This window comes from Thermaerobacillus caldiproteolyticus (genome assembly GCF_015326725.1).
Lineage (GTDB): Bacteria > Bacillota > Bacilli > Bacillales > Anoxybacillaceae > Thermaerobacillus > Thermaerobacillus caldiproteolyticus.
In genome coordinates this window covers 299588-325140 of the sequence record NZ_CP064060.1, presented here as the reverse complement: position 1 = coordinate 325140, position 25553 = coordinate 299588, and the positions used below count along the sequence as shown (strand labels likewise).

Annotated in this window: 28 protein-coding genes; 12 read left to right on the top strand and 16 right to left on the bottom strand. The window is 39.9% G+C overall.

The window, feature by feature from the left end; genetic code table 11:
• Positions 1–71: 71 nt before the first annotated feature.
• On the bottom strand, positions 72–884 hold the full coding sequence (locus ISX45_RS01700) for a UTP--glucose-1-phosphate uridylyltransferase (RefSeq protein ID WP_194519835.1): 813 nt from the start codon (positions 882–884) through the stop codon (positions 72–74).
• On the opposite strand from ISX45_RS01700, the gene ISX45_RS01695 reads away from it, so the two are divergent.
• The 3 genes from ISX45_RS01695 to ISX45_RS01685 are packed head-to-tail and all read left to right on the top strand — an operon-like array spanning position 796 to position 4471.
• Complete coding sequence (locus tag ISX45_RS01695) at positions 796–2358, top strand: UDP-glucose dehydrogenase family protein (RefSeq protein WP_323744654.1); 1563 nt, start codon at positions 796–798, stop codon at positions 2356–2358. The two genes, ISX45_RS01700 and ISX45_RS01695, sit on opposite strands and share 89 nt — an antisense overlap.
• Positions 2355–3311, top strand: coding sequence for an NAD-dependent epimerase/dehydratase family protein (locus ISX45_RS01690; RefSeq protein ID WP_194519833.1), 957 nt, complete (start codon positions 2355–2357; stop codon positions 3309–3311). Before ISX45_RS01695 ends, ISX45_RS01690 begins: the two co-directional genes overlap by 4 nt.
• The gene (locus tag ISX45_RS01685) at positions 3308–4471 is read left to right on the top strand and encodes a glycosyltransferase family 4 protein (RefSeq protein WP_194519832.1); all 1164 of its coding nucleotides are present in this window, start codon (positions 3308–3310) and stop codon (positions 4469–4471) included. Before ISX45_RS01690 ends, ISX45_RS01685 begins: the two co-directional genes overlap by 4 nt.
• 558 nt (positions 4472–5029) lie before the next feature.
• On the opposite strand, the gene ISX45_RS20180 is transcribed toward ISX45_RS01685, so the two are convergent.
• The 5 genes from ISX45_RS20180 to mgtE form a co-directional block, all read right to left on the bottom strand.
• On the bottom strand, positions 5030–5137 hold the full coding sequence (locus ISX45_RS20180; RefSeq protein WP_373367386.1) for a zinc ribbon domain-containing protein: 108 nt from the start codon (positions 5135–5137) through the stop codon (positions 5030–5032).
• Positions 5138–5414: 277 nt separating this feature from the next.
• Entirely contained in the window at positions 5415–5681 is a 267-nt protein-coding gene (locus ISX45_RS01675; protein WP_181555805.1) for a hypothetical protein, read from the bottom strand.
• Complete coding sequence (locus ISX45_RS01670) at positions 5678–6106, bottom strand: CotO family spore coat protein (protein WP_181555804.1); 429 nt, start codon at positions 6104–6106, stop codon at positions 5678–5680. The genes ISX45_RS01675 and ISX45_RS01670 overlap by 4 nt, the downstream gene beginning before the upstream one ends.
• A gap of 137 nt (positions 6107–6243) precedes the next feature.
• Entirely contained in the window at positions 6244–7020 is a 777-nt protein-coding gene (gene fabI / locus ISX45_RS01665) for an enoyl-ACP reductase FabI (RefSeq protein WP_181555803.1), read from the bottom strand.
• A gap of 99 nt (positions 7021–7119) precedes the next feature.
• Entirely contained in the window at positions 7120–8481 is a 1362-nt protein-coding gene (mgtE, locus tag ISX45_RS01660) for a magnesium transporter (protein ID WP_181555802.1), read from the bottom strand.
• A 144-nt stretch (positions 8482–8625) separates the two neighbouring features.
• On the opposite strand from mgtE, the gene ISX45_RS01655 reads away from it, so the two are divergent.
• Positions 8626–9801: an FtsW/RodA/SpoVE family cell cycle protein gene (locus ISX45_RS01655; protein WP_181555801.1), complete on the top strand. Its 1176-nt coding sequence runs from the start codon at positions 8626–8628 to the stop codon at positions 9799–9801.
• Between the two features lie 79 nt (positions 9802–9880).
• The gene (prpE, locus tag ISX45_RS01650) at positions 9881–10618 is read left to right on the top strand and encodes a bis(5'-nucleosyl)-tetraphosphatase PrpE (protein ID WP_194519831.1); all 738 of its coding nucleotides are present in this window, start codon (positions 9881–9883) and stop codon (positions 10616–10618) included.
• 216 nt (positions 10619–10834) lie between these two features.
• On the opposite strand, the gene ISX45_RS01645 is transcribed toward prpE, so the two are convergent.
• The 4 genes from ISX45_RS01645 to ISX45_RS01630 are packed head-to-tail and all read right to left on the bottom strand — an operon-like array spanning position 10835 to position 13598.
• Positions 10835–11734 carry an RluA family pseudouridine synthase gene (locus tag ISX45_RS01645; RefSeq protein ID WP_194519830.1) on the bottom strand — a complete coding sequence of 300 codons (900 nt, stop codon included), beginning with the start codon at positions 11732–11734 and terminating at the stop codon, positions 10835–10837.
• Positions 11735–11756: 22 nt separating this feature from the next.
• Positions 11757–12551: an NAD kinase gene (locus tag ISX45_RS01640; RefSeq protein WP_373367388.1), complete on the bottom strand. Its 795-nt coding sequence runs from the start codon at positions 12549–12551 to the stop codon at positions 11757–11759.
• A gap of 17 nt (positions 12552–12568) precedes the next feature.
• The gene (locus ISX45_RS01635) at positions 12569–13207 is read right to left on the bottom strand and encodes a GTP diphosphokinase (RefSeq protein ID WP_181555797.1); all 639 of its coding nucleotides are present in this window, start codon (positions 13205–13207) and stop codon (positions 12569–12571) included.
• A 16-nt stretch (positions 13208–13223) separates the two neighbouring features.
• Positions 13224–13598 carry a UPF0738 family protein gene (locus tag ISX45_RS01630; RefSeq protein ID WP_181555796.1) on the bottom strand — a complete coding sequence of 125 codons (375 nt, stop codon included), beginning with the start codon at positions 13596–13598 and terminating at the stop codon, positions 13224–13226.
• A 134-nt stretch (positions 13599–13732) separates the two neighbouring features.
• Between ISX45_RS01630 and ISX45_RS01625 the strand changes: the two genes are divergently transcribed.
• From ISX45_RS01625 to ISX45_RS01605, 5 genes are all read left to right on the top strand, one after another.
• On the top strand, positions 13733–14323 hold the full coding sequence (locus ISX45_RS01625; protein WP_194519829.1) for a CYTH domain-containing protein: 591 nt from the start codon (positions 13733–13735) through the stop codon (positions 14321–14323).
• Positions 14320–14910, top strand: a complete 591-nt coding sequence (locus ISX45_RS01620; protein ID WP_181555794.1) for a lytic transglycosylase domain-containing protein — start codon at positions 14320–14322, stop codon at positions 14908–14910. Before ISX45_RS01625 ends, ISX45_RS01620 begins: the two co-directional genes overlap by 4 nt.
• 330 nt (positions 14911–15240) lie before the next feature.
• Complete coding sequence (locus tag ISX45_RS01615) at positions 15241–15654, top strand: globin domain-containing protein (RefSeq protein ID WP_181555793.1); 414 nt, start codon at positions 15241–15243, stop codon at positions 15652–15654.
• Positions 15647–16540, top strand: coding sequence for a ClpXP adapter SpxH family protein (locus ISX45_RS01610; protein WP_181555792.1), 894 nt, complete (start codon positions 15647–15649; stop codon positions 16538–16540). The genes ISX45_RS01615 and ISX45_RS01610 overlap by 8 nt, the downstream gene beginning before the upstream one ends.
• A gap of 266 nt (positions 16541–16806) precedes the next feature.
• Positions 16807–16995 (top strand): hypothetical protein, encoded by a 189-nt coding sequence (locus tag ISX45_RS01605; protein WP_194519828.1) that lies wholly within the window; start codon positions 16807–16809, stop codon positions 16993–16995.
• A 25-nt stretch (positions 16996–17020) separates the two neighbouring features.
• Here the strand turns inward: ISX45_RS01605 and pepF are convergent, their stop codons facing one another.
• The 4 genes from pepF to mecA all read right to left on the bottom strand — a co-directional run bounded on the left by pepF (position 17021) and on the right by mecA (position 22675).
• Positions 17021–18838, bottom strand: coding sequence for an oligoendopeptidase F (gene pepF, locus ISX45_RS01600; protein ID WP_181555790.1), 1818 nt, complete (start codon positions 18836–18838; stop codon positions 17021–17023).
• A 69-nt stretch (positions 18839–18907) separates the two neighbouring features.
• Positions 18908–20104, bottom strand: coding sequence for a competence protein CoiA (locus ISX45_RS01595; RefSeq protein ID WP_194519827.1), 1197 nt, complete (start codon positions 20102–20104; stop codon positions 18908–18910).
• 311 nt (positions 20105–20415) lie between these two features.
• Complete coding sequence (gene cls / locus ISX45_RS01590; protein ID WP_181555788.1) at positions 20416–21927, bottom strand: cardiolipin synthase; 1512 nt, start codon at positions 21925–21927, stop codon at positions 20416–20418.
• Between the two features lie 70 nt (positions 21928–21997).
• A complete protein-coding gene (gene mecA / locus ISX45_RS01585; protein WP_181555787.1) occupies positions 21998–22675 on the bottom strand; it encodes an adaptor protein MecA in 678 nt (225 codons plus the stop codon).
• Between the two features lie 217 nt (positions 22676–22892).
• Between mecA and ISX45_RS01580 the strand changes: the two genes are divergently transcribed.
• Entirely contained in the window at positions 22893–23564 is a 672-nt protein-coding gene (locus ISX45_RS01580; RefSeq protein WP_181555786.1) for a TerC family protein, read from the top strand.
• Between the two features lie 44 nt (positions 23565–23608).
• On the opposite strand, the gene spxA is transcribed toward ISX45_RS01580, so the two are convergent.
• Positions 23609–24007, bottom strand: a complete 399-nt coding sequence (gene spxA, locus ISX45_RS01575; protein WP_181555785.1) for a transcriptional regulator SpxA — start codon at positions 24005–24007, stop codon at positions 23609–23611.
• Positions 24008–24266: 259 nt separating this feature from the next.
• Between spxA and ISX45_RS01570 the strand changes: the two genes are divergently transcribed.
• Positions 24267–24452, top strand: coding sequence for a hypothetical protein (locus ISX45_RS01570; RefSeq protein WP_181555784.1), 186 nt, complete (start codon positions 24267–24269; stop codon positions 24450–24452).
• 160 nt (positions 24453–24612) lie between these two features.
• Here ISX45_RS01570 and ISX45_RS01565 read toward each other — a convergent pair whose 3' ends face one another.
• A complete protein-coding gene (locus ISX45_RS01565) occupies positions 24613–25551 on the bottom strand; it encodes an ABC transporter ATP-binding protein (protein ID WP_181555783.1) in 939 nt (312 codons plus the stop codon).
• Positions 25552–25553 lie beyond the last annotated feature (2 nt).

Here is a 25553-nt window from a genome sequence, read left to right as displayed (position 1 = left end):
GGTCGTACTTAACCTGGCTTTTCTATAAAAACGAACACGCTTCCTCCATTGAGTTGTAAGCAAAATCTCATTTAATCCTTTGTTGGTCTATTCATTATGTTGATTAAAGAAATATAGTCATCATATGAACCTATATCAAACCTATTCCCTTCAATTGATTTTCCATAACAAGCTTCTGCTGTCGACATCTTCTTAATAGCATCCGTCAATTGTATTTCTTCTCCTTCTTTCATCGTCAAGGTCTCTAAATAAGAAAAAATGGAAGGAGTAAACACATATCGACCGATGACCGCTAAATTTGATGGAGGGTTCGTTTTTGGCTTTTCGACAATGTCAACGATTTTACACATTCTATTTCCCAACGGCTCCCCTTTAACGACTCCATATTTGTGTAAATGTTTGTCTTCCACTTTATTCAGTCCAATGACGCTCTGAAGGTATGTCTTATACTCTTCTATCAATTGTTGAATGGCTGGTGTTGTTCCATTCAAAATAATATCATCTGGCAAAAGAACAGCAAACGGCTCGTTTCCGACAAAAGACTTTCCTAAATATACAGCATCTCCTAATCCTCTCGCATATGACTGGCGCGTATAGTAAATGCGTACTTTCGGAATAAACTCCTTTTCCAACAAATGTGTTTTATTTTGTTTTTCCAAAAAAGCTTCAAGTTCAAGAGAATGGTCAAAATAATCCACAATTAGATTTTTAGTCCGCGACACAATAATTAATATTTCTTCGATTCCAGATTCAATTGCCTCTTCAACCACATAATGAATTGCGGGTTTCATATCGATGGGGAACATTTCTTTTGGAATCACTTTTGTAATCGGCAAACTTCTTGTACCATATCCAGCCGCTGGTATGATTGCTTTTTTTACCATAGTTCTTCCCCCTCTATTTTCTTTACATTTATCGTATTCGTTCAATGTCGGGAAGGAAGGTTGTCTATATAAAATGGGCGACAGCATTCATGGTGTTTTAGGCATTTGCCATGTAGCAAATCAAGCATGTCCATTAATATGCTATAAAAGCCGCATACTTTTTTTACCAAAGGGAGTGTCTGTCATGAATATATGCGTCATAGGTGCAGGATACGTCGGATTAACTACCGCTGCCGTTCTCGCTGAACTTGGTCATGAAGTCAACTGTATCGATCAAGATAAACATAAAATTGAAATGTTAAACAACGGTGAAGTACCTATTTATGAGCCAGGACTAAAAGAATTAATTTATAAAAACTATAATTATCTTACCTTTGCCGAATCTCTCGATGGTTATATAAAAAGGGCTTCTGTTGTTATTATTTGCGTCGGCACCCCTTCTTGGGAAGACGGAAGTACCAATTTGTGTTATATAAATTCCGTCATTGACGATCTATCAAGTCGTATAAACTCATATAAAACCATCATCACCAAAAGTACCGTGCCACCTGGAACGAACGAATGGATTTATACAAAATTGCTCGAAAAAGGAGTTCCTCCCCAACTGTTTAACGTTGTCTCAAACCCCGAATTTTTAAGAGAAGGCTCTGCCATTCATGATATGTTTCATGCTGACAAAATTGTCATCGGTCTCCGCCCAGATGATCAGCAATCGTTATCTGTCGTACAAGAAATGTATTCAGGTATCAGCTCTCCATATATCGTAACTAGCTTAAACGGAGCCGAAATGATCAAATATGCTTCTAATGCTTTTTTAGCAACCAAAATTTCATTCATTAATGAAATCGCCCGTATTTGCGAAGCTTTTCATGTCGATGTGAGCGATGTTGCTAAAGGTTTAGGACTAGATCCGCGAATCGGGCCTCAGTTCTTACAAGCGGGACTAGGATATGGGGGATCGTGCTTTCCGAAAGACATAAAATCTCTTGAACAAACTGCTCTTTCCAAAAACATTCAACCGCATATCTTACGGGCTGTTCAAACTGTAAATGACACACAAATTGACATTTATATTCGGAAGCTCAGACTGACACTAGACGATTTACCAAACCGAAAAATTGCCGTGCTAGGCATCGCCTTCAAACCTAATACAGACGATACCCGTTATTCACCTGCTGAACGATTTATTCGCGAACTTAGTGAATCCGGCTGCATAATTCACGCATATGATCCAAAAGCAAAATTGGATGATCATCACCGACCAAATGTAATCCAAAAAACAACTGTAAACGAAGCCATTCATGAAGCAGATTGTGTGTTTATTGCAACTGACTGGGAGGAATTCAAACAACTAAACTGGTCGGAAGTAAAGCAGCTTATGAAGGGAACGATTATATTCGACGCAAGAAATTGTCTTAATCGTGAGAAAGTCGAACAGTGTGGATTACATTATATAGGAGTTGGTCGCGGATGAAAATCCTTGTTACAGGTGCCGCAGGATTTATCGGTTCACATTTATGTGAAAAATTATTAGAAAATGAACAAAATATTGTTATCGGCATTGATTGTTTAATAGGTCCGACCCCTTCCAGCTTAAAACAATTCAACTTAGATAAACTTGTATCACACCCAAGGTTTACGTTGATTTTGCAAGATCTTCTTTCGACAAATCTACCCGAACTTCTTAAAGACGTTGATGTTATTTATCATTTAGCGGGAATGCCGGGCGTTCGTACGAGCTGGGGAAAAGATTTCGAGTCGTACACCATTCATAATATCTCCTCGACACAACGATTACTAGAAGCATGTAAAGGGTTGCCAATCCAGCAATTTATTTACGCTTCGACTTCCTCTGTATACGGTGAAAAGGATGGGAAAGTATCTGAATCCATGGAACCATCTCCCTTATCTCCATACGGCATTACAAAGTTAACAGGGGAACATTTATGCAGAGTATACCAAACAAATTTTCACATTCCGACTGTCATATTGCGATATTTCACCGTTTACGGTCCACGCCAACGTCCAGATATGGCCTTTCACCGCTTTATCAAGCAAATATTAGCTGAACAACCTATCACGATTTTTGGAGATGGTACGCAATCACGAGATTTCACCTATATTTCTGATTGTGTAAAAGGAACCGCTGCCGTCCTAGGCAATACAAATATAATCGGAAAAACGATAAACATTGGCGGTAAAGAGAGGGCATCAGTAAATGAAGTGATTGAGTTATTAGAATGTCTAACAGGAAAAAAAGCGATACAACATTATACAAAAACAACGATCGGCGAGCCGAAGCATACTTGGGCTGATATCTCAACGGCACAGCGTTATCTACATTACTCTCCAGAAGTGGCATTAAAAGAAGGACTGCAAAAAGAAATTGAGTATATTCGCTCAATTTACAAGGATGAAATCAAATGAAAATTGCCTATATCTGTACTGGAAAACTCCCTTCTCCTGCTGTTAAGGGGGGAGCCATTCAACTTATGATTGACGGTGTCGCACCTTTTATAGCCCGCAAACACCAACTTACTATTTTTTCTATAAACAATCCAATATTGCCACCTAGAGAAACCGTTAATCATATTAATTATATTCGCTTCCCAAAAGAAACCTATGAAAAAGACGTCGCTGTTGAATTAACGAAACAATCTTTTGATGTGATTCATGTTTTTAACCGCCCAATAAACTTGATTAAATATAAAGAGATTTCTCCGGCAAGCGCTTTTGTGTTAAGCCTTCATAACGACATGTTCTCACCGTTAAAAATATCTAAAGAACTAGCGGAAAAAGCGTTAAACGAAAGCGCCTTAATTACATCTGTAAGCGAATACATCAAACAAACAGTAACGAGAAGATATGAAGTGCCAGAAGAAAAAATAAAAGTGATCTACTCAGGGGTAGATTTGGAGAAGTACGTTCCTTCTTGGACAATAGAAGGCCAGCAAATTCGCGAATTAGTAAGGCAAAAATTCGGGGTTTCAAATAAAAAAGTGATTTTATTTATTGGTAGATTAAGTAAAACAAAGGGGCCCCATATACTCATTGAGTGCATGAACACCGTTCTTTCAAATCATCCAGATGCAACCTTAGTGATTGTCGGAGGTAAATGGTTTAGCGAAAATGGCTGGAATGACTATGTTGAATATCTTCACCATTTAGCATCCCCATTTGGAAATAACGTGATTTTCACTAACTACATTCCTTCGGAAAAAATTCCGCAAATTCTTTTAATGGGAGATGTATTTGTTTGCAGTTCTCAATGGCATGAACCATTAGCTCGGGTTCACTACGAAGCAATGGCGGCGGGGATTCCTATTATCACTACAAATCGCGGTGGTAACACCGAGGTAATCAGTCATTTACAAAACGGTTTAGTCATTGACGATTACAAAAATCCCTATGCCTTTTCCGAAGCCATTAACTATATTTTTACAAATAAAGAGAAATCCAAAGAAATGGCGGTAAACGGCAGAAAGCTTATTGAAGAACAATTTCAATTTAGACATGTAGCTAACCGATTAGAAGCTGTCTATGTAGAAGCATTCTACAAAAATACACAATTAAATCTAAAAAATTAAGGATGTCTCCTAACCAATGAGACATCCTCATACTCTCTAAGTGCCGCTTAGTCAGTTTCATCACATGCAATAAAAACAAAGAAAAAGGGCAAACAACTAATTATATGTTTGTCTCTAATGCTCCCTCCGTTAATTCATGCCCCTTTCCATGAAAGATTTTTCAACCCGTTGCTCATTTCTTTCTATTTGTCATATTTTCTTTTGTCCAGATTCCCCTTTTGGCAGTAGCGTTCCAAACTTCTGCCTCTCTTTAGGCCGTTGTTCATAACCAATTTGGCTGTGATTTGACTTCCATGGCAAGTTTCCTCATCATTTCCGCCAATATGTTTTCATCATTCATTAAAGGGAAAGTTGTAGTTTGCCCCTAGAGCAGAACAAAATTTCTTTGTCTTCCACGATAATTGCTTTCTCCTTTTCGCTCCAAAAGAGTAAGTGAATCTGAAGGAAATACCTCTCCTCAATCGAGGAATATTTTATTTTCTATTGAACTCCTCCACTTTCGCTCCATTTCAGAGCAGGAGATTCTTGGATAGTTCCAAGCGATCCCCGCCCGGCAGTTCAGCTAGGTTGATCTAACAAGCGAAATCCTTCTTTCAAAGTGTTGATGCTTGCGTTCACACCTCGATTGCAGTGCGTGCCACATGAGGGACACGTCCACTCCCGCAAATTTAGGCCTTTCGCTTCTTTGGCAGCTGCATTTTAGATCCCATCACGACCCGTTTTTACCGTACCATTCCGTTTTATATTCCAGCGTTTTATGAAATATCAACCAACTTACTTCATAAGATAGGATTTATGATTTTTTGTTATATATATTTTCCACCATAATGGCCCTTCATTTATGTCATCAAAACGATGGAACTGAATAACACGCTGTTAGAAAGCAACAGGAATACTTCATACAGTTGCTTTTGACTTGTGATTGGAGATTTATGAAAAATAATTATGCTGCTTCTAGAAGCTCAGGAATTTGAAATAAAAATACAGTAACGTATGAATCTGTTTTTCCATCAACCAACAATCTGTTTATTGATCTGCCTTTTCCATATGAACGACATGAATTTGTGTTAGAAAAGTATGTATGAAAGACACCTCTGCCAGCGCAAGAGTTAGCAGAGGTAATGTCTGATGAATCATAAAATGGGAAGAAGTTAGCAAAACCTTTGAAAATAAGCGGTTTGAAATTTAAACAGTTAGCTTCGGATTTCATTTCTCCTTTCCAAGACCAATTAAAGATATAGAGACAATTTGTTCAACTGGAATATTAACTTTGTCATGTTTCTCTGTCTGAAATATCACATGTTCATTTTTGTATTCACAAATAAATCCCTTATAATTTCTTTTCTTGGTAGCCAATTGGCATTTGATTGACGAAAGCTGATTAGGAAGCGTGGTGAGAAATTGTAATTTTTCTTCAAGATCCATGTCTTGGAAAAGCTTTGTTTTTACGTTTTCTTGAAAGAATTGTTCCACATCTTTCAAATCAGTCTCATGGATACGATCGTCCTTCTCTACTTTTTCGGAACTCTTTTTCTCCTCTTTAAACGATTTCTGCATATAAGAAACCGTTGGCTCCAGTTTCGGCTGTACGATATAAAGAAGCGGCTCATTACGGACAACTTGATTTGTTTTCATCACTGTTCCTCCTCACGTTTTTATATAAAATATGTATGCTTGCTGCGGATAAAATTGCACTAAACAAAAAAGCTGCCACGGACGAAATCGAAATCCGTTGACAGCTTTTTATATTTTAACAGCCTCTGTTTTTCTTTTTATCGCGCCAAAATATGATAACCAGAGTCGACGTGGATGATTTCTCCTGTAATGCCGCGAGACAAGTCACTAAATAGGAATAAAGCGGTATCTCCAACTTCTTCTTGTGTCGTCGTCCGACGGAGTGGAGCACGCTCTTCGATTTCTTTCAAAATGGAATTAAAGTCGCTAACTCCTTTTGCTGACAATGTCCGAATTGGTCCCGCGGAAATGGCATTGACGCGAATTCCATATTTTCCCAAGTCGTTCGCTAAATATTTGACGCTTGCATCGAGTGATGCTTTGGCTACTCCCATAATGTTATAGTTTTGAACCACACGTTCACCGCCAAGGTACGTTAGCGTAACGATGCTGCCTCCTTCTGCCATGACTTCTTTGGCCGCTCTTGCCACAGCTGTTAATGAATAAGAGCTAATATTATGTGCCAACAAAAATCCTTCACGGCTCACGTTCATATATTCTCCGCTTAAATCTTCCTTGTTTGCAAACGCAATGCAATGAGCTACACCGTGAATAACGCCGACCTTTTCTTTAATTTCTGCAAAACATTGCGTAATCTCTTCGTCTTTCGTTACATCGCATGGAAGAATAAGCGCACTGTCATCTTCAAGTGTATCGACAAGTTCACGTACCCCTGCTTCAAAGCGCTCTCCAGCATATGTAAAAATGAGTCTCGCCCCAGCAGCATGCAGCGAACGCGCAATTCCCCAAGCAATGCTTCGTTTATTGGCCACTCCCATAATGACATACGTACGTCCTTTTAACGATAAAGTCATGTTCCATCCTCCTATATCAATTAGATATAATATTTGTTATTAGTACCAAGTATTAATTTTATTATAACAAAAAAATCCCTATGACAAAATAGGGATTTTTTAGAGCAAATAATTCATAAACCATGTTGCTAAACCAAAATAAATGAGAATGCTAATAATGTCGTTGAGCGTTGTAATAAATGGACCGGAAGCGACAGCCGGATCGATTTTCAGACGATGCATTAAAAGCGGTATGAGCGCACCAGCAATCGTTGCTACCGTTAATGTGGCTAAAAGGGAAAAACCAACGAGCAATCCAAGAAAAATATTATGTTTCCACAAATATACAATCAATGTGATGAGCACTCCACAAGTCGCTCCTGTAATGAAACCCGTTCCTGCTTCTCGGACAATCCATTTCCATTTTCCTTCCTGATTCATTTGTCCGGTTGCTAAGCTTCTCACAGCAACAGCTAACGCCTGCGTTCCCGTATTCCCCGACATTCCCGCAATCAGCGGAATGAAGACAGCAAGGATGGACACTTTTTGTAATGTCTCTTCAAACCGACCAATCAGGCTCGCCGTAATCATGCCAAGAAAAAGTAAAATGATTAACCAAGGAAGCCGTTTTTTCGCCGCTCCAATTGGACGATGATCAGGAGAATCCATATCAGTAATACCCGCTAGCTTGGAATAATCATCAGACGCTTCTTCTGCAATGACATCGACAATATCATCGACGGTAATAATGCCGAGCAAATGACCAGAAGAATCCACGACCGGAAGCGCGACAAAGTCGTAATCACTCATCTTTCTGGCTACTTCCTCTTGATCCTCATCGACAGATACAGAAACGACTCGCTCATTCATAATGCCGCAAATAAACTCATCGTCATTCGATGTAAGCAATTCCCGCAATGACAGTACGCCAACGAGCCGTTTCACCTCATCTATGACATAAAGATAATAAATCGTTTCTGCACGAGCAGCTTCTTTTTTTAAAATTTGTAACGCTTTTTGTACCGTATCAGTTGCTTGAACTGCAATATATTCCGTTGTCATAATGCTGCCGGCAGTGTATTCTTTATAGTGAAGCAAATCTTTAATTTCTTTTGCCGCTTCATCGCCCATAATCGTTAAATAATTAGCAACATCGCTTTTATCAAGCTCGTTTAACACATCGACAGCGTCGTCGGTATACATGTAAGAAAGCATTTGTGCCGCAAATGTGGGATCCATTTCTTGTAAATACACTTTATATTGATCATCATCAAGGTCTATCTGTTCAAAAATCGCTGCCATTTCTTTCGGCGATAAGTAGTGATACATTCTGATTCGCGCATCAGGCGTTTGTTTTGTATAAAATTTGGCTTGATCATATGGATGCATGTCCAAAAAAAGCCGGCGAAACTCATCGATATTTTCTCGTAAAAGTGCAGCTGTCATGTTTTCATATTCTTGTTTTTCGATCTTTTTTGTCATTTTTCATTTCCTCCTTTCGATGTAAACTATGTATGAATGAAGCGTAAAATTTTCCGCTTGATTTGTGCACTCCCCTTTGCAAAAATAATGTAATTAGCTAATATGAATATGGCAGGCTTTTTACAATACGGAGAGGGTCAAACTATGGAAAAAGATAAATTATCACAACAAAAACTAGACTACAATTTACTATTCATTTTATTTTTAATGGCGATTGTTAGCGCCATTGCGATTCATAGTGCACAACCATCATTACCCGAAAAACTGCAAAATGTCAACTTTGCCTCCAAGCAATTACAGTGGTATGGTATTGGTATTTTCGTCATCGTCTTGACGATGCTGATCGACTATGACCGTTTCTTTCAAATTGCTTGGTATTTGTATGGATTTGGGATGGTATTGTTACTTGGACTTGAGTTACATGTGCCAGGAACTGTTACTCTGAAAGGAGCGACCAGCTGGTATTCGCTTCCGGGTATGGGTAACTTCCAACCATCTGAATTAATGAAAATTTTTATGATCATTGTCCTAAGTCGCATTATCGTTAACCATCGTGAAAAATACCCGGAACCAACGATTCAAGACGATTTCAAGCTGTTAGGAAAAATGGCATTAACAACAGCGCCGCCGTTATTGTTATTAATGAAGCAGCCGGATTTAGGAATGTCGATGGTATTTACTGCCATTGTCGGCTCGCTTGTGCTTGTTTCCGGTATTCGTTGGCGCATTATTTTTGCAATTGTATTGAGTGCGATTGTCGTTGCAGCCATACTCGTCTTTATTTTCTTTAAATTCCCAGATTTCTTCCATAAATATATCTTAGAAGATTATCAATTGAATCGCTTTTACGGCTGGCTTGCTCCGTACGAATATTCGAATGAGCAAGGATTCCAGCTCATTCGTTCATTGCTTGCAATCGGCTCTGGAGAATTGTATGGAAAAGGGTATAAAAATTTAGATGTTTACCTTCCTGAACCCCATACTGACTTTATCTTCGGGATTATCGCCGAGCAGTTTGGATTTATTGGGGCCAGTGTCGTTATTTCCTTATTTTTCTTGCTCGTCTATCGGATGATTCACATTGCCCTTGAAAGCCATGATTTATACGGTAGCTATTTATGTGCAGGCGTCATTGGGATGATTACGTTCCAAGTATTCCAAAACGTTGGAATGACCATTGGTCTTTTACCAATTACAGGTTTACCGCTTCCATTTATTAGTTATGGCGGAAGTTCACTTGCCACTTATATGTTAGCCATTGGGATTGTTTTAAATGTTCGCTCACGCACGAAAAAATTCATGTTTTCTTCCGAAGATTAAGCCGCATTTTTGCGGCTTTTTGTTTACTGATTAACAATTCCCCATACACTAATAACAAATAGAACGAGTAGGTGAAACTATGAAAATTGATATTATCGGTGATATTCATGGCTGTTATGCTGAATTTGTCACCCTGACAAAGCAGCTTGGATACGAATGGGAGCGCGGTATCCCCATTCATCTCGGAGGACGAAAACTTGGATTTGTCGGTGATTTAACGGATCGAGGGCCGCAATCTTTAAAAACGATTGAGACGGTCTATGCACTTGTGGAACAAAATCTTGCTTACTATGTCCCAGGAAACCATTGCAATAAATTATATCGATTTTTCTTAGGGAGAAACGTACAAATTACACATGGCCTTGAAACGACAGTAGCCGAGTATCATGCGTTACCTCCCAGCGAACAAGCCATGATGAAGAAAAAATTTATAAAATTATACGAAAATGCCCCGTTATATGCCCAATTGGATCATGGCAACTTAATTATCGCTCATGCTGGCATTCGCCAAGACTATATTGGAAAGTACGATAAAAAAGTACAAACCTTCGTCCTTTATGGAGATATTACCGGGGAAACAAATCCTGACGGCACACCAGTCCGACGCGACTGGGCTAAGTATTACAAAGGAACAGCTTGGATTGTATACGGACATACCCCTGTCAAAGAACCGCGTATCATCAACCGAACGATTAACATCGACACTGGCTGTGTATTTGGCGGGAAATTAACTGCTTTTCGCTATCCTGAGATGGAGATAGTTTCTGTACCATCATCGTTACCATACGTACCCGAAAAGTTTAAATCATTTGATTAAGAAAAGCGCAAGTGCCCAAATTCTCCATCCTGACTCCTGCGATGAGCAATGTTCTTCACCCGCAAGACAGCTTGCCGCTGGTGTGACCGCCGGGCTCTCAAATCATCCCATTTCGATTAGGTGCTTGCGCTACACAAATTTCGTTTCACATTTATACTTTCATTCCTATCTTTTAAAAACAAAACGGGCGATCCAAAAGTAGAGAAGACATCTACTTTAAGGAGTGGCCCGTTTGATGATACTGCTCATATCCTCTGGAAGAGGACATTGAAACCGATACGTTTTTTGATGAAAAGGATGAAAAAATGAAAGTTCCTTGCTGTGCAATGCTTGACGCGCCATCATTTCACGCCTGCCACCATACAACTCATCTCCCACAAGCGGATGACCAAGATACGCTAAGTGAACACGAATTTGGTGTGTTCTTCCCGTTTCAAGCTGCAATGATACGTGCGTATATTCATCGAATCGTTGCAATACACGAAAATGAGTCACCGCTCGCTGACCATCTTCGCGAACTTCACGCTCAATGATGCTATCATGCTTTCGAGCGATTGGCGCATCAATCGTTCCTTCGTCCTCTTTCAGCCATCCATGACAAATCGCTTCATAACGCCGTTTTACTTGACCGCGTTTTTGCAAATCGGATAGCAAATGATGGACGTGACGGTGCTTTGCGACAAGCACAATGCCTGATGTATCGCGGTCAAGTCGGGTAACGATATGGGCGGTTGTCGAGAGATGCTGCTCGTCATAGTAATGCAATAACGCATTGGCAAGAGTTCTCCTTGGATGTTCCCGTGACGGAATCGTTGACATAAACGGTGGCTTATTCACTACTAATACATACTCATCTTCGTACACAATGTCAAGCGAAAGGCGTTCTGGTTTCATCTCGCTGCTTCGTTCTTCCGGTGGAAAATGAACCTCAAGCTTCTCTCCTATGCGGAGGCGATGACGAACAGTGACAAACTGCCCATCCACAAAAATCGCGCCACCGCGGAATTTAATATCAGTAAGGGCTGTTTTGGAAATCTGCTGTTCTTTTAAAAAATCGCGAACAAGTTTGCCCTCATCTTTTTCAGTAATGGTCCAAGCTAACGTAAAACGTGACAACGTTTCCTACCTTCCTTTTTGTTTAATCCGCAATAAATGAATCGCGAACCCGTTTCCAAAACGGGAACGGGCGGAAGCGAGCGAAACGAATTTTCTCGCTCGCCACACGGCATTGAATCGATTTTACATCTTTATGAAGGAGCGATAAATGGTCAATCGTAATTTGAAAATCAACGTCGTTCACCGGTTTGAGCATACATGTATGATGAGCAGGGAGAACAAGCGGTGAACCGATCGTTCGGAACACACGATTATTGATCGAAGCCATTTCTGCAAGCTGAATCGCCTCAAGCGACGGATGTAAAATCGCCCCGCCTAACGCTTTATTGTAAGCAGTGCTTCCCGATGGCGTCGAAATGCAAAGACCGTCGCCACGAAACGTTTCAAATAAATCCCCGCGAATTTCTACATCCATGACAAGTGTACCGCTTACGCTTTTAACCGTACATTCGTTAAGCGCAAGGTATCTTGCTTCTCTTCCTCCATTAATATAGCGAATAATTACTTCCAATAGTGGATATTCGACAACTTGATACGGTGTTTTTGCAATCGCAATGACGAGTTTTTCGATTTCATCTGGCACCCAATCAGCGTAAAAGCCTAAATGGCCGGTATGCACACCGACAAACGCCGTTTTATCCAAGCGTCGGCAATAGCGATGAAACGCATAAAGCAGCGTCCCGTCACCACCGACAGAAATGACGATATCCGGCTTGTCTTCATCATACTCTAAACCAAAGTCAACTAAGTATGTTTTGATTTTTTGCATTAACGTATTCGAAGTGGCGTCTCCTTTGGATGTCACAGCAAACTTCATTGGCTGATCTTTTTCTCTCATACTTGTTCTCCTTTTGCTTCCTGTTTCCGAGAAAACGCAGCTTGTGCCTCTTGAATTTCAAAGCGGATTTGCGACATTTCCTCATCAAGAAGATAAGCAGCTTCAGCGGCGCGCTGCAGCCGCACTTTAATATCTTCCGGAAAACGACCGCTATATTTATAGTTTAAAGAGTGCTCAATTGTCGCCCAAAAATTCATCGCAAGCGTGCGAATTTGAATTTCCACTAAAATTTTCTTCTCCCCATGAATCGTTTGCACCGGATAACGGATGACAACATGATAGGAACGATAACCGCTCTCCTTTTTTTGCGTAATATAATCTCGCTCCTCGACAATTTCAAAATCATTCCGCTGCCGTAACAGCTCGACAACCGTCTTAATATCATCGACAAACTGACACATCATTCTCAATCCAGCAATGTCTTGCATTTGCTCTTCCAGCTTATCAAGAGGAATGTTTTTCTTTTGTGCCTTATCTAGTATGCTTGCAATCGGTTTGACTCTCCCTGTAACAAACTCAATCGGAGAATGAACACCTTGCATTTCAAACTGTGTCCGCATTCCTTTTAATTTGACCTTTAACTCTTCTACCGCTTGCTTGTAAGGAGCTAAAAACAAATCCCAATGTTTTACCATATGACCACCACCAGCATTATGTAAGAAAAATTTCTTTGACCGCTTTTTCCATTTCTTCACCGTAATTTGCGTTTCCTTCAATATTTTCAAGCAAATATGCTAATTCTTCCTTAAATTGAGGAAGCTCTAATCGCATCGTTCCACTTTGCAGAAAAACTCGAAATTCGCCACTCAAGACTGCCTTCAAATCTTTCCAGAGCGATTGAGGAATAGTGACATAAACAAATTCATCATTGACTTCGAGAATATAAATAAATGCTAGATGATCGGAGTCTGTTAACATATAATGTTTTGCTTTTGCCCCTTCAAGAGAAAACGGTGGCTCAGTTGAAATTAGCCATAATTGTTGATCATGCATTTCAATATGTTCAATTACTAGCTTTTTTCGCATGCTAAATCTCCTTCCACATTCGACAATCCAATCCCTTTTTATTTTACCATAATCACCTTATGCACAATAAATGATTGATATTCAATTGTAAACGTTCCATAATAGAGATAGAACAGATAAGGGGACAAATGAAAATGAAACAACAAGTGGAAATTGAATTTAAAAACTTGCTGACCGCAGAAGAGTTTAAACACATCAAACAAGTTTTTCATGTTCAAGACAGCCAATTTATATATCAAGAAAACCATTATTTTGATACGCCGGGGTTTTCATTAAAAGAAAAAGAAGCTGCGTTGCGTATTCGCGTAAAAAACGACACGTATACGTTAACATTAAAACAGTCGATGACGCAGGGAGTGCTGGAAACTCATGAGAGGCTAACGAAAGAAGAAGCATTGTCACTATTGAACGGGACCTCTGTCATAACCGGAGAAATGGCAAGCGTATTACAAACAATGGGCATCCCTCTTGAGCAATTGCAACATTTTGGCACATTAACGACGAGGCGTGCCGAACTTCCTTACGAAGGAGGCATTCTCGTTCTTGATCATAGCCAGTATTTACAAACTGACGATTACGAAATCGAATATGAAACGAACGATGCCGTGCGCGGAAAACAAGTATTTGAGCAATTACTTTCATCGTTAAATATTCCTATTCGTCCAACGATGAATAAAATCAAGCGATTATATATTAAGAAGTATGGAGTGGAGAAAAGGACATGAATATTCAACAGTTAAAACTCTTACTAGAACTTCAGGCATTACAAAATCTATCTACAAATCGTTCACAAAATGAAGGAATAACAGACAGCCAATGGTCTTTTCAAGATTTACTGGCACAATTCATCACGGAGCAACAAACGAATGAACAGCCAAAGCTGTCGCTGTCACTTTCTCCTTCTTCGATGATAGCAACCCAAAATCAAGCTGCATCTGAAGATATTGACGCACTAATTATGCAGGCATCTGAAAAATATGACGTTGATCCACAACTAATCAAAGCGGTGATTCGACACGAATCAAATTTTAATCCGAACGCGCGCAGTGGTGCTGGTGCGGCTGGGCTAATGCAATTAATGCCCAGCACCGCCAAAATGCTCGGAGTTAAAAATGTATGGGACCCTGCGCAAAATATTGAGGGGGGCACCAAATACTTGCGCCAGCTATTAGACCGATACAATGGAAATATCGAGCTTGCGCTTGCTGCCTATAATGCTGGACCAGGAAACGTTGACCGGTACGGAGGAATTCCACCGTTTACAGAAACAAAAGCGTATGTACAAAAAGTGCTCGACACATACTATTCCTAATACTCATCCCCTGTATGATTTGAAACGATAATGAATGGCATAAAAGCGTGGCACCCCCCACCTTTTCGACGAAAAGGAGGGGGGGTTCTTTCTGTCCAAGTCACTTTGTTTGAGATATCGGCACTTCGTTGTTAAAATAACAGTACATGATACTCGTCCTTCACTTCATTGGCTGTCCCCATCTGAAGTAGGGATTTGCATATTTAGCTGTGCAAGACTGATGCTATGCTACGATAAATTGAACTTTGTCTCCCGCCTTCATTAGGCTGCGTTCTGCACCTTTCGAAGTGAGGGGACTTCTTTCAGAAAAATGTTAAAGGAGTTATTACAATGGCAGAACAATGGCAAACACCTTATGAAGCGATTGGTGGCGAAGAAATAATAGGGAAGCTCGTAGAAGCTTTTTATCGACGTGTCGCAGTGCACCCTGATTTAAAACCAATTTTTCCTGACGATCTAACGGAGACGGCGAGAAAGCAAAAACAATTTTTAACGCAGTATTTAGGAGGTCCGCCTCTTTATACACAGGAACACGGTCATCCGATGTTACGAGCTCGCCATTTGCCATTTGAAATTACTCCGACTCGAGCAAAAGCATGGCTCACCTGTATGCGTGAGGCGATGGATGAAATTGGGTTATCTGGACAAGTTCGGGAAGAATTTTATCAACGGCTTGTCTTAACGGCTCATCATATGGTCAATACCCCAGACGAGTCCGATAGAAAGGAGTATTCCCTTGAATGAAAAAACAGCTGGGAAAGCAAACCATGATTGGTTTGTTTCCCAGCTATGCAACGGTAATAAGAAGCCATTAGAAATTTACTTGTTTATCGATCCACTCTGTCCAGAATGCTGGGGGCTTGAGCCGGTTTTAAAAAAATTAATCATTGAATATGGGCGCTTTTTCACCTTGAAATATGTATTGAGCGGAAAATTGGCGACGTTAAACATTCGCAAAAAGCAAAAGTTTGAAAACATTGCTCACATTTGGGAACGGACAGCAAGTCGCTCTGGGATGTCTTGCGATGGAAGTCTGTGGTTTGAAAATCCTATTTCGACTCCATACGCGGCCTCGATTGCAATTAAAGCAGCAGAGTTGCAGGGAAAACGAGCAGGCATTCGCTTTTTACGAAAACTGCAAGAGTTGCTGTTTTTGGAAAAACAAAATGTGTCAGATGTAACAGTGCTAATCGAATGTGCGAAAAGTGTCGGGTTAGATGTAGATGAGTTCGTCAAAGATTTGCAATCGAATAGCGCTGCAAAAGCTTTTCAGTGTGACTTAAAAATTTCATCGGAAATGGATGTACATGAAATTCCAACGCTTGTCTTTTTTAACGAAAACATCGAAGAGGAAGGAATTAAAATTTCCGGCTGTTATCCTTATGAGATTTACGTGGAATTAATTCATGAAATGCTTGGCTTCTGTCCCGAACCAACCCCACCTCCCCCGCTTGAGTCATTCTTAAGCCATTTTAAATTCGTTGCCACAAAGGAAATCGCGGTTGTGTATAATATGTCTATCCATAAAGTTGAAAAAGAAATGAAGAAACTCCAACTAAAACAAAAAGTCGAAAAAGTCCCGGTCAAGCATGGAACATTTTGGCGCTATGTTTCCGTAAAAACAGAATAACAAGAAAAAGACTCGGCATAAAGCCGAGTCTTTTTCTTGTCATCAAGACAACAAAGGGGATGGGAGAAATTTTTCACGGTCAAACAAAGGGGTATAAGGTTGTTTGTGATTTAATTCACGTTATTATCATAGCAAATGGTGTCGAGTTTTGGCAACACCTTTGTGCTGTTGTTCACATTTTTGTCATAAATTCAAGACAAAAGCATGTTTCTCCGAGCACGCCTCATATAATGAAATAAACATTTTCCATCGTTAGGAGGATAACGATGAAACAAGCTGCGATCATATTTTGGATCATAATGATTATTGCAACATTTTATTTAAATTTATTAGGGTTAATGAACTTAATTTCACTGGTCATTACAATGCCTTTATTATTTTCTTCTATTTTCGGATTGCTTTTCACTTGGAACAACCGTAATCGGTTTAAAGGATTTCATCAAAAGCGAATGTGATCACAGACCACATTCGCTTTATTTTTTATAATGACAATAGTTGTTCCATTTCTTCTAACTTTTGTGCAAACACTTGACACGCTTCTTCGATCGGTTGTGCCGTCGTCATGTCTACTCCAGCTTTTTTCAATACCTCAATCGGATAGTCGGAGCTTCCAGCTTTTAAAAACTCGATATAACGTTCTACTGCTGTTTCTCCTTCTTCTAAAATTTGTTTGCTTAATGCGGTCGCTGCACTAAAGCCTGTCGCATATTGGTATACGTAATAGTTGTAGTAGAAGTGCGGGATGCGCGCCCACTCTAAACCGATTTCTTCATCAATGACAACGTCAGTACCGAAATACTTTTTATTTAAATCATAGTAAATCGATGTTAAAGAATCGGCCGTTAGCGCTTCTCCCTCCTGCGCTTTTATATGAATTATATGCTCAAATTCGGCAAACATCGTTTGGCGGAACACCGTGCCACGGAATCCTTCCAAGTAATGATTAAGTAAATATAGACGTTTTTTCTCATCGTCAATCGTTTTGAGTAGATAATCATTCAGTAACGCTTCATTGCATGTCGATGCCACTTCAGCCACAAAAATAGAATAGTTTCCGTACGGATACGGCTGTGTTTTTCGCGTATAGTAACTATGAACAGAGTGCCCAAATTCGTGCGCTAACGTAAATAAATTATTTACATTATCTTGCCAATTCAACAAAATGTACGGATTCGTTCCGTAAGAGCCTGACGAGTAAGCACCGCTTCGTTTTCCCCTATTCTCACGAACGTCGACCCAGCGGTTTTCCAAGCCTTCTTTCACTACATTTAAGTAATCTTCACCGAGGGGAGCAAGCCCTTTTAATAAATACTCTTTCGCTTCCTCGTAAGTCACTTCCATCTTCACATCTTTGACAAGCGGTGTATACAAGTCATACATATGGAGCTCATCGATGCCTAATACCTTTTTGCGTAGCCGCACATAACGATGCAGTAAAGGCAAGTTTTGATGAATGGTTTCGATAAGATTGTCATAGACGCTTTCTGGAATGTTGTTGCTGCTTAATGCTGCTTCGCGCGCTGATTTATAACGGCGAACACGTGCAAAAAAGTTGTCTTTTTTGATCGCACCGCTCAATGTGCTCGCAAATGTATTTCTATATTTTCCGTATGTGTCATATACAGCCTTAAACGCATCGCGGCGCACGCGGCGGTCTTCGCTTTCAAGGAACCGAATGTAACGCCCATGCGTCACCTCGACCTCATCACCATTTTCATCAATAATTGTTGGGAATTTTAAATCAGCATTATTTAACATGCCGAATGTATTGCTAGGAGATGCCATCACTTCTGCCGCTTGAGCAAGCAATGCTTCCTCGTTTGCTGATAAAACGTGCGGGCGTTGTCGATTGATCTCGTCTAATGCATGTTCATATAGCTTTAGCTCTTCTTTTTCTTTCAAGAATGACTGTAATTTTGTTTCGTCAATCGCTAAAATTTCCGGGACAATAAAGGCCATCGCGCTTGATGCTTCACTATAAAGGCTAGAAGCTCGATCGTTAAGCCCTTGGTAAAACGTATTCGTCGTATCTTGGTCATAACGCATATGAGCATATGTATACAGTTTTCCTAGGCGCATTGATACTTCATCTTGATATTGCAACGCTTCGTAAAGAACATCGGCGGATTCTCCTAGTCGTCCTTGATAATCCGATAATTTTGGAATCATCTTTTTCACTTCTTGAAATTCTTGCTCCCACGCTTCATCTGTCGGAAAAATATCTTCAAGTCGCCATGTCTCTTCAACAGGAATTTCATTACGCGTCGGCAATGATTTCGCCGTTTTCTTTTCATCCATAACTTGCTAAACCTCCTTTAAAAAAATATATGCACGTAAGTAGTATTCTCGTTTTTTTACTTTTTCCCTCTAAAATTGGCCAGATTTTATTTTGATTGCTTCAAGCAACCGTTTGTCTTCATTTACTGCCTCATCCATCGTTTTCGGAAGCGTAAGCGGCTTTATTAATTGTAATGTATGACGGCTTTTCCATTCAATATATCCGAGTTGCGTCAGGAGTTGCAAATATTCATAAACCGCCCGCGAATAATGGTACAGATTCGCAAGTGGCAATGTTCTCACCGTTACAATCCGGGCAGCTATTTTCTCATTCATCAATGCATAGATGGAAGAAAGGGGAATGACTTCATGATGCTTTGAGAGCTCTATTAGCACGTATGTCTGCCAAATAAAGGGAGGAGTTTCAAATAAATAACTATGTGATAGAGGCCAACCTGCTTCAGGAGGGAACAAAGGCGGGAGAATACGATGATGATAAAAATCTGAACAAATTCGGCGATTCGTTTTGTTTGGATACATTGTAAACGTCAATCGCCACTTCTTCTTTTCCGACAACCACTCGCTCCAAAAATCATCCGGTAATGGTACAGACGGATATGAAAGCAAATCATCAAAAGAAAGAGACGACAACGCATTCATAAGAGGAATCGCAAACGTGCAATACGGGGAAAATGGAATAAATCGAACGAGACGAAACATCTGCTTTGTTTCCGGGCAGTAATAGAATAGAAGAGGTTGAGAAGAAAGCGAGACATGTTGAGCGAACAACCAGTGAAAACGCGATAGTTTAAAACGATACAAAGACAAATGCCGAAGATGATGAGCCCCTATAATCCAAATAGGTCGAATTCCTGCTTTTTTATAATAGTTGTTCCGCTTCCGAAATAATGCTTCACTGATCGGCGAACATTGATATTCAAGAGCATAAGCGCGCTGATCGACAACAACAAAAAGATCCGGTCGTTGCTGAATAGAATGGAAATACGGCTCTAGCTTGACATTGATGGACTGCTTTTGCAACCAGCGAAATAAATCCATTTTACCAGCTAAATGAGTCGAGGATTCCGCTTCATGTTCGAATGCACACATTCCTTCTTTTTTATGAGCAAAATGAGGAATTCGGCGATTTCCAAGCTTTAAGATCACTTCCCTTTCACAAGCAGGGCAAAAAAATGTTTCTTGTTGTTTTAAACGAATAAGTTCCACTCTTGTCCAACGATCCACAAGCGAAATCGGTCGCCCATCTTTTAGCAACGCGACAAGCAATTTTTTCACATCCTTTCACAATAAAGATAGTCATCACATTCAACAATAAGTAGAAAAAATCCTTCTTTCTAAGTAAAAAAGCGCAAGCGCCCCAATTTCTCCCAAAACCTGTCCACGTCCTGTGGGCAAACGGTATTGCCAGCCTAGCTTCCTTAAAGGAGAAAGTTATTAGGCACCAGAGAGTCATGAGCTAGACAAAACTCCGGAGAAAGGTTATATTCCAGAAAGCGTTGCAGGCCGAGCTAGACGGCGATTCAAATTTTATACTTTCTTAATCATAAAAAACGCCCGAGTGAACACTCGAGCGTGATTTATAATAGCGGCGATAATAACCTTGATACCGACTCGACAACACGAATAGAGAACGGTCGTTTTTTGAATGTTTCATAATCAATACAATTTGAGTCCTCAAGGTCGCGAAGAAAATCATTGACCAGCGTTTTCGTGCTGTCAGTATGGTATAAAAATGCGTTTACCTCAAAATTCAGATGAAAGCTGCGCATATCCATGTTCGCCGTTCCGATAGAAGCAAGTTCTCCATCAACAATAATAATTTTGCTATGCAAAAAGCCTTTTGTATACTCATAAATTTTAACTCCCGCCTCCAACAGCTCTGGAAAATAAGAACGAGAAGCGTAAAAAACAATTTTTTTATCCGGACGCCTCGGAGCGAGAATGCGGACATCGATACCGCTCAGCGCCGCGACTTTCAAAGCAGTTAGAATATCTTCATCAGGGACAAAATACGGGGACGCGATCCAAATGGATTTTTTCGCTGATGTAATCATCGCAAAAAATAAATGCTTAATGACCTCCCACTCTTGATCAGGTCCTCCCGCAATAAGCTGTACTCCCCCTTTTTCTTCTTTATACACAGGTGTCGGCGATAAATAATTTAACGTTAGCAGCGTTTCCCCCGTCATGTAATACCAATCCTGCAAGAAAATGAGCTGCAACGTGCGGACTGCTTCGCCGCGAATCCATAGGTGTGTATCACGCCAAAAACCAAAATACTCATTTTTTCCTAAGTATTCATCACCGATGTTTAATCCGCCAACAAAGCCGACTGTCCCATCAATCACAATAATTTTCCTGTGATTACGAAAATTAATTTTATTATTTAAAAACGGAAGGCGAACAGGAGAAAACGGAATCATTTCAACACCGGCGTCACGCAGCTCTTGAATATACGTTTTCGATAATTTCCAGCTTCCCACTGCGTCATAAAGGAAGCGAACGTGAACACCTTTTTTTGCCTTTTCAATCAAAATGTCTTTTAATTGCTGTCCAACCTCATCATGGCGGACAATGTAGTATTCTAAATGAATATGATGAGTCGCTTTTTGTAACTCATCGAAAATCGTTGAAAACGTCTCTTCCCCATTTGTCAAGACTTTCGTTTCTGTCGCGATAGACACAGGGCTTTTTCCAAGGCGATGAGCAAGATGAAGCAACGGCTGCTGATGCTCACCAATATAGCTCATCTCTTGGATGTTCCATTCTCTCTGCCCTTCAAATTTTAAAAACGCCTGTTCATCAAGTATCGCCTTCTTTTTAAAGAGACGCTGCTTTCGGTAATTTCGCCCAAACATTAAATAAAAGAAAAAGCCAAGAAGCGGGAAACTTCCCAACACGACAAGCCATGTTAATGTTTGTGCCGGATGGCGATTCTCTAATGAAATGACAAACGCAATAAAAATCACCGAACAAGTAATTAACACACTTAGAAACCCAAGAAGCCATCCTTCCCAATAATCCTTCGTAAAAAATAAAATAATGCTTAAAACACAAATAAAAATAAGAACTTGTAACGTGTTTCGCAATGATTTTCACCCTAGTCATTTATAAATATCACCGAAGAAAAAGCCGATTTCAACAAGCTGAAATCGGCTTTTATGTTAACGGAAAATGATGAGCCAATGTCGCTAACGCATTCTCGTGAATAATTTCCTTTCCGTATTCCTCCAAACGGTAAATCGTTACTTGCGAATCAGTACCGTACTCTAGCAATAGGCTTAACCAGTTATCAATCTCATGTTCCGTGTAGTCCTCATCATTAAATTCAACAAATAAGTAGTAGCGACCTTCAAAGAAAAAGAGGCGGTTTTTTAGATGAGTAAAATCAGCACGATGCGCTAAAGCGATCATATCTTCAATATCTTTAAAACAAATGGTAAAGTGAAGCACCTCGTCATCTTCTTCTAAGAATGTATCATGTCTTCGTTCAATATGGAAATGATGGTCAAGCAGCTCCTCGATTTTTTCATCAACCGGAAAATCACGTACCTTTTCTTCTGGAAGCGGAAGTTCAAGCTTGCTTCCATCCTTTGATAACTGCGCCTTTGTCACTAATACTTCAAGCCCCTTGTCAAGCGCTTGTACTTGAATCCAAAGCGGCCCTTCAAGCGAAAAATCCCCTTCACTATGAACTTCATCCATCATTTCCCAAAACAGTTCTTCACTGCGCTCGCGGTTATACCAAATTTCTTCTCGGTCAAAACCGCGTTCTTCTATATCAACATACGAAATATAAAATTTGACCGTATGCTCATTAATGCGTTCCATCTCCATTTTGTAAACTCTCCCTTCCTAATAAAGGCTAAAGTTGAAGGGATTTTTTTACCCCCGAGAAAATTCTCTTTAAATACAAGATTATGTCTTGTACTTCTATTTTATGATAAAAAACGTCAGAAGGGAAATAAAAAAACCCCCATTTTTAAAAAATTGGTTATGAAATAAGACATGCCCTACTATAATGATGTTGAAGGGAAAAAAGCGAGGGACATGTATGAATGAATATATCACATCCATTCTTCTCATTATTAGCATTGATATCATTCTTGGCGGAGACAATGCGGTTGTAATCGCTCTAGCAAGTCGCAATTTACCGGAGCATAAACGAAATACAGCGATTGTTCTCGGAACGACGCTAGCGATCGTGGTCCGCATTTTTCTCACAGCTATAGTTGTGGTTTTATTAAAAATCCCTTTTTTACAATTTATCGGTGGATTCATCTTACTCTGGATTTCTTTAAAGCTTTTAATTCAAAAAGAAGATACTGCTGCTCACGTAAAGCCTGAGACTTCGCTTTGGAAAGCGGTACAGACGATTGTTACAGCAGATATTGTGATGGGATTAGATAACGTAATTGCAATCGCTGGGGCAGCAGGCGGTCGTACATCTCTTGTGATTTTTGGTTTTTTAATTTCTGTTCCGATTATCATTTTAGGCAGTAAAATCATTCTCTATTCAATGGAACGCTTTCCTTTTCTTATTTATATCGGTGCAGCGATTTTAGCCTATACCGCTGGAAAAATGATCACAGAAGAGCAACAAATCCAGCATGTATATGGTGAAATGGATTCACTTCGCTCGGCCTTTCCCTTTATCACCACGATACTGATTGTATGCCTTGGATTCATTATCAATTGGAAAAAAGCTCATCGCTGGACATCATGAAGATGCGAAAAAACTTCTACATGGGTACCCATGTAGAAGTTTTTTTATCCGTTGACAAGGCGTTGCGCTTCGCGAAGTTGATAAGCACGAACTTTCCGCGGCAAGAATCGGCGAATCTCATCTTCGTTATAACCAACTTGAAGCCGCTTCTCATCAATAATAATCGGTCTTCTTAAAATACCAGGATTTTGTTGAATGAGCTCGTATAACTCCTGAAGCGGCAACGATTCAAGATTAATGTTAAGCTTTTGAAAGATTTTCGATCTTGTTGAAATAATCTCGTCCGTCCCCGTTTCTGTCATGCGGAGAATTTCTTTAATCTCCTCAATCGTTAACGGTTCAGAAAAAATATTCCGTTCTACATACGGAATATTATGTTCTTCTAACCATGCTTTCGCTTTGCGGCATGATGTGCAACTAGGTGAAGTGTACAAAGTCACCATAATTCTCACTCCCCTTCGACAAGATCACTTGCCATACATATATATAAACCTTCTTCTATGCTAGCGATCACTAAGTAGCAATCATAAATTGAAATTACTTTTACATTGTATATTATACAATAAAAGTGAGAAGAAAGGTATATTTTTTCGAAAAGCCATCGATTTTGCCAATTTGTTTTCCTAAAGACTTCCACTAAGAAAGGAAATCATCTACAATAAAAAATGGGAGCAGTTGGCTTATTAATGGGAGGAATTTGACATGGCACAATATTTCATTGACCTTGTGACTATAGGGGTATTAGTCATTGGAATCACCGCCTTAATGGGCGTCATTGCCAATGGGATTGGTGAAAAAGTGTTTGGTGGTTCAAAACGAATGGAAAACGTTGAACAATCGATGAAAACACAAGCAGGTTGGAAGCTAGTAGGAGGAAAAAAACAATAAGAAAAGCAAAGGCAGCCGAGTAGCTCTCCAAGTCAAATGCTCTGCACACATAAACGTTTTTTCGCTTTAGAGCGAGTTGGTTTGACATAAGAGAGCTAGCCAATTTTCTTTCAGCATTTATACTTTATAATAAAAACGATCTCGTTAACGAGATCGTTTTTTACGTATACATTGTTTTATACTTTTCATATTCCGCTTCAGAGCATAAAACAAAATGACCTGGTGTAATTTCGCGGAATTGCAGTTCTTCCCCTTCCTTATAGTTATGTTGGGATCGGTCATAAACAATTCGCTGACGCGTCCGTTCCGTTTCTGGGTCTGGAAGCGGGATCGCAGACAATAACGCTTTCGTATATGGATGAATTGGATTGCGATATAGCTCATCAGCATCCGCCAATTCTACCATTTTCCCGAAATACATCACACCAATGCGGTCGCTAATATATTTTACCATTGAAAGGTCATGGGCAATAAATAAATAGGTTAATCCTTTTTCACGCTGTAACTTTTTCATTAAGTTTACGACTTGCGCCTGAATCGAAACGTCCAGTGCCGAAATCGGCTCGTCGGCAATAATAAATTCCGGCTCGACTGCTAAGGCTCGCGCGATCCCAATGCGTTGGCGCTGTCCCCCCGAGAATTCATGCGGATAGCGGTTCGCATGCTCGCGATTTAATCCAACCGTCTCAAGAAGTTCATATACGCGTTGCATCCGCTCCTCTCTCGTTTTCGCAAGACCGTGAATATCGATTCCCTCCGCAATAATATCAGCCACCGTCATGCGCGGATTGAGCGATGCATATGGATCTTGGAAAATCATTTGCATTTTTCGCTTCAATGTTTTTAGCTCTTTCGCTGACTTTTTAGCGTGCACATTTACACCATTAAAAAGTACTTCTCCTTCTGTCGCTTTATATAATCCGATAATCGTTCGTCCCGTTGTTGATTTACCGCAGCCGGATTCCCCTACTAATCCCAGCGTCTCGCCTTTATAAATATCAAATGTTAAGCCATCAACTGCTTTAATAACGTTTCCTTTTCCTACATTGAAATATTGCTTCAAGTTTTTTATTTCAATCAGTTTTTGTTTTTCTGCCATTT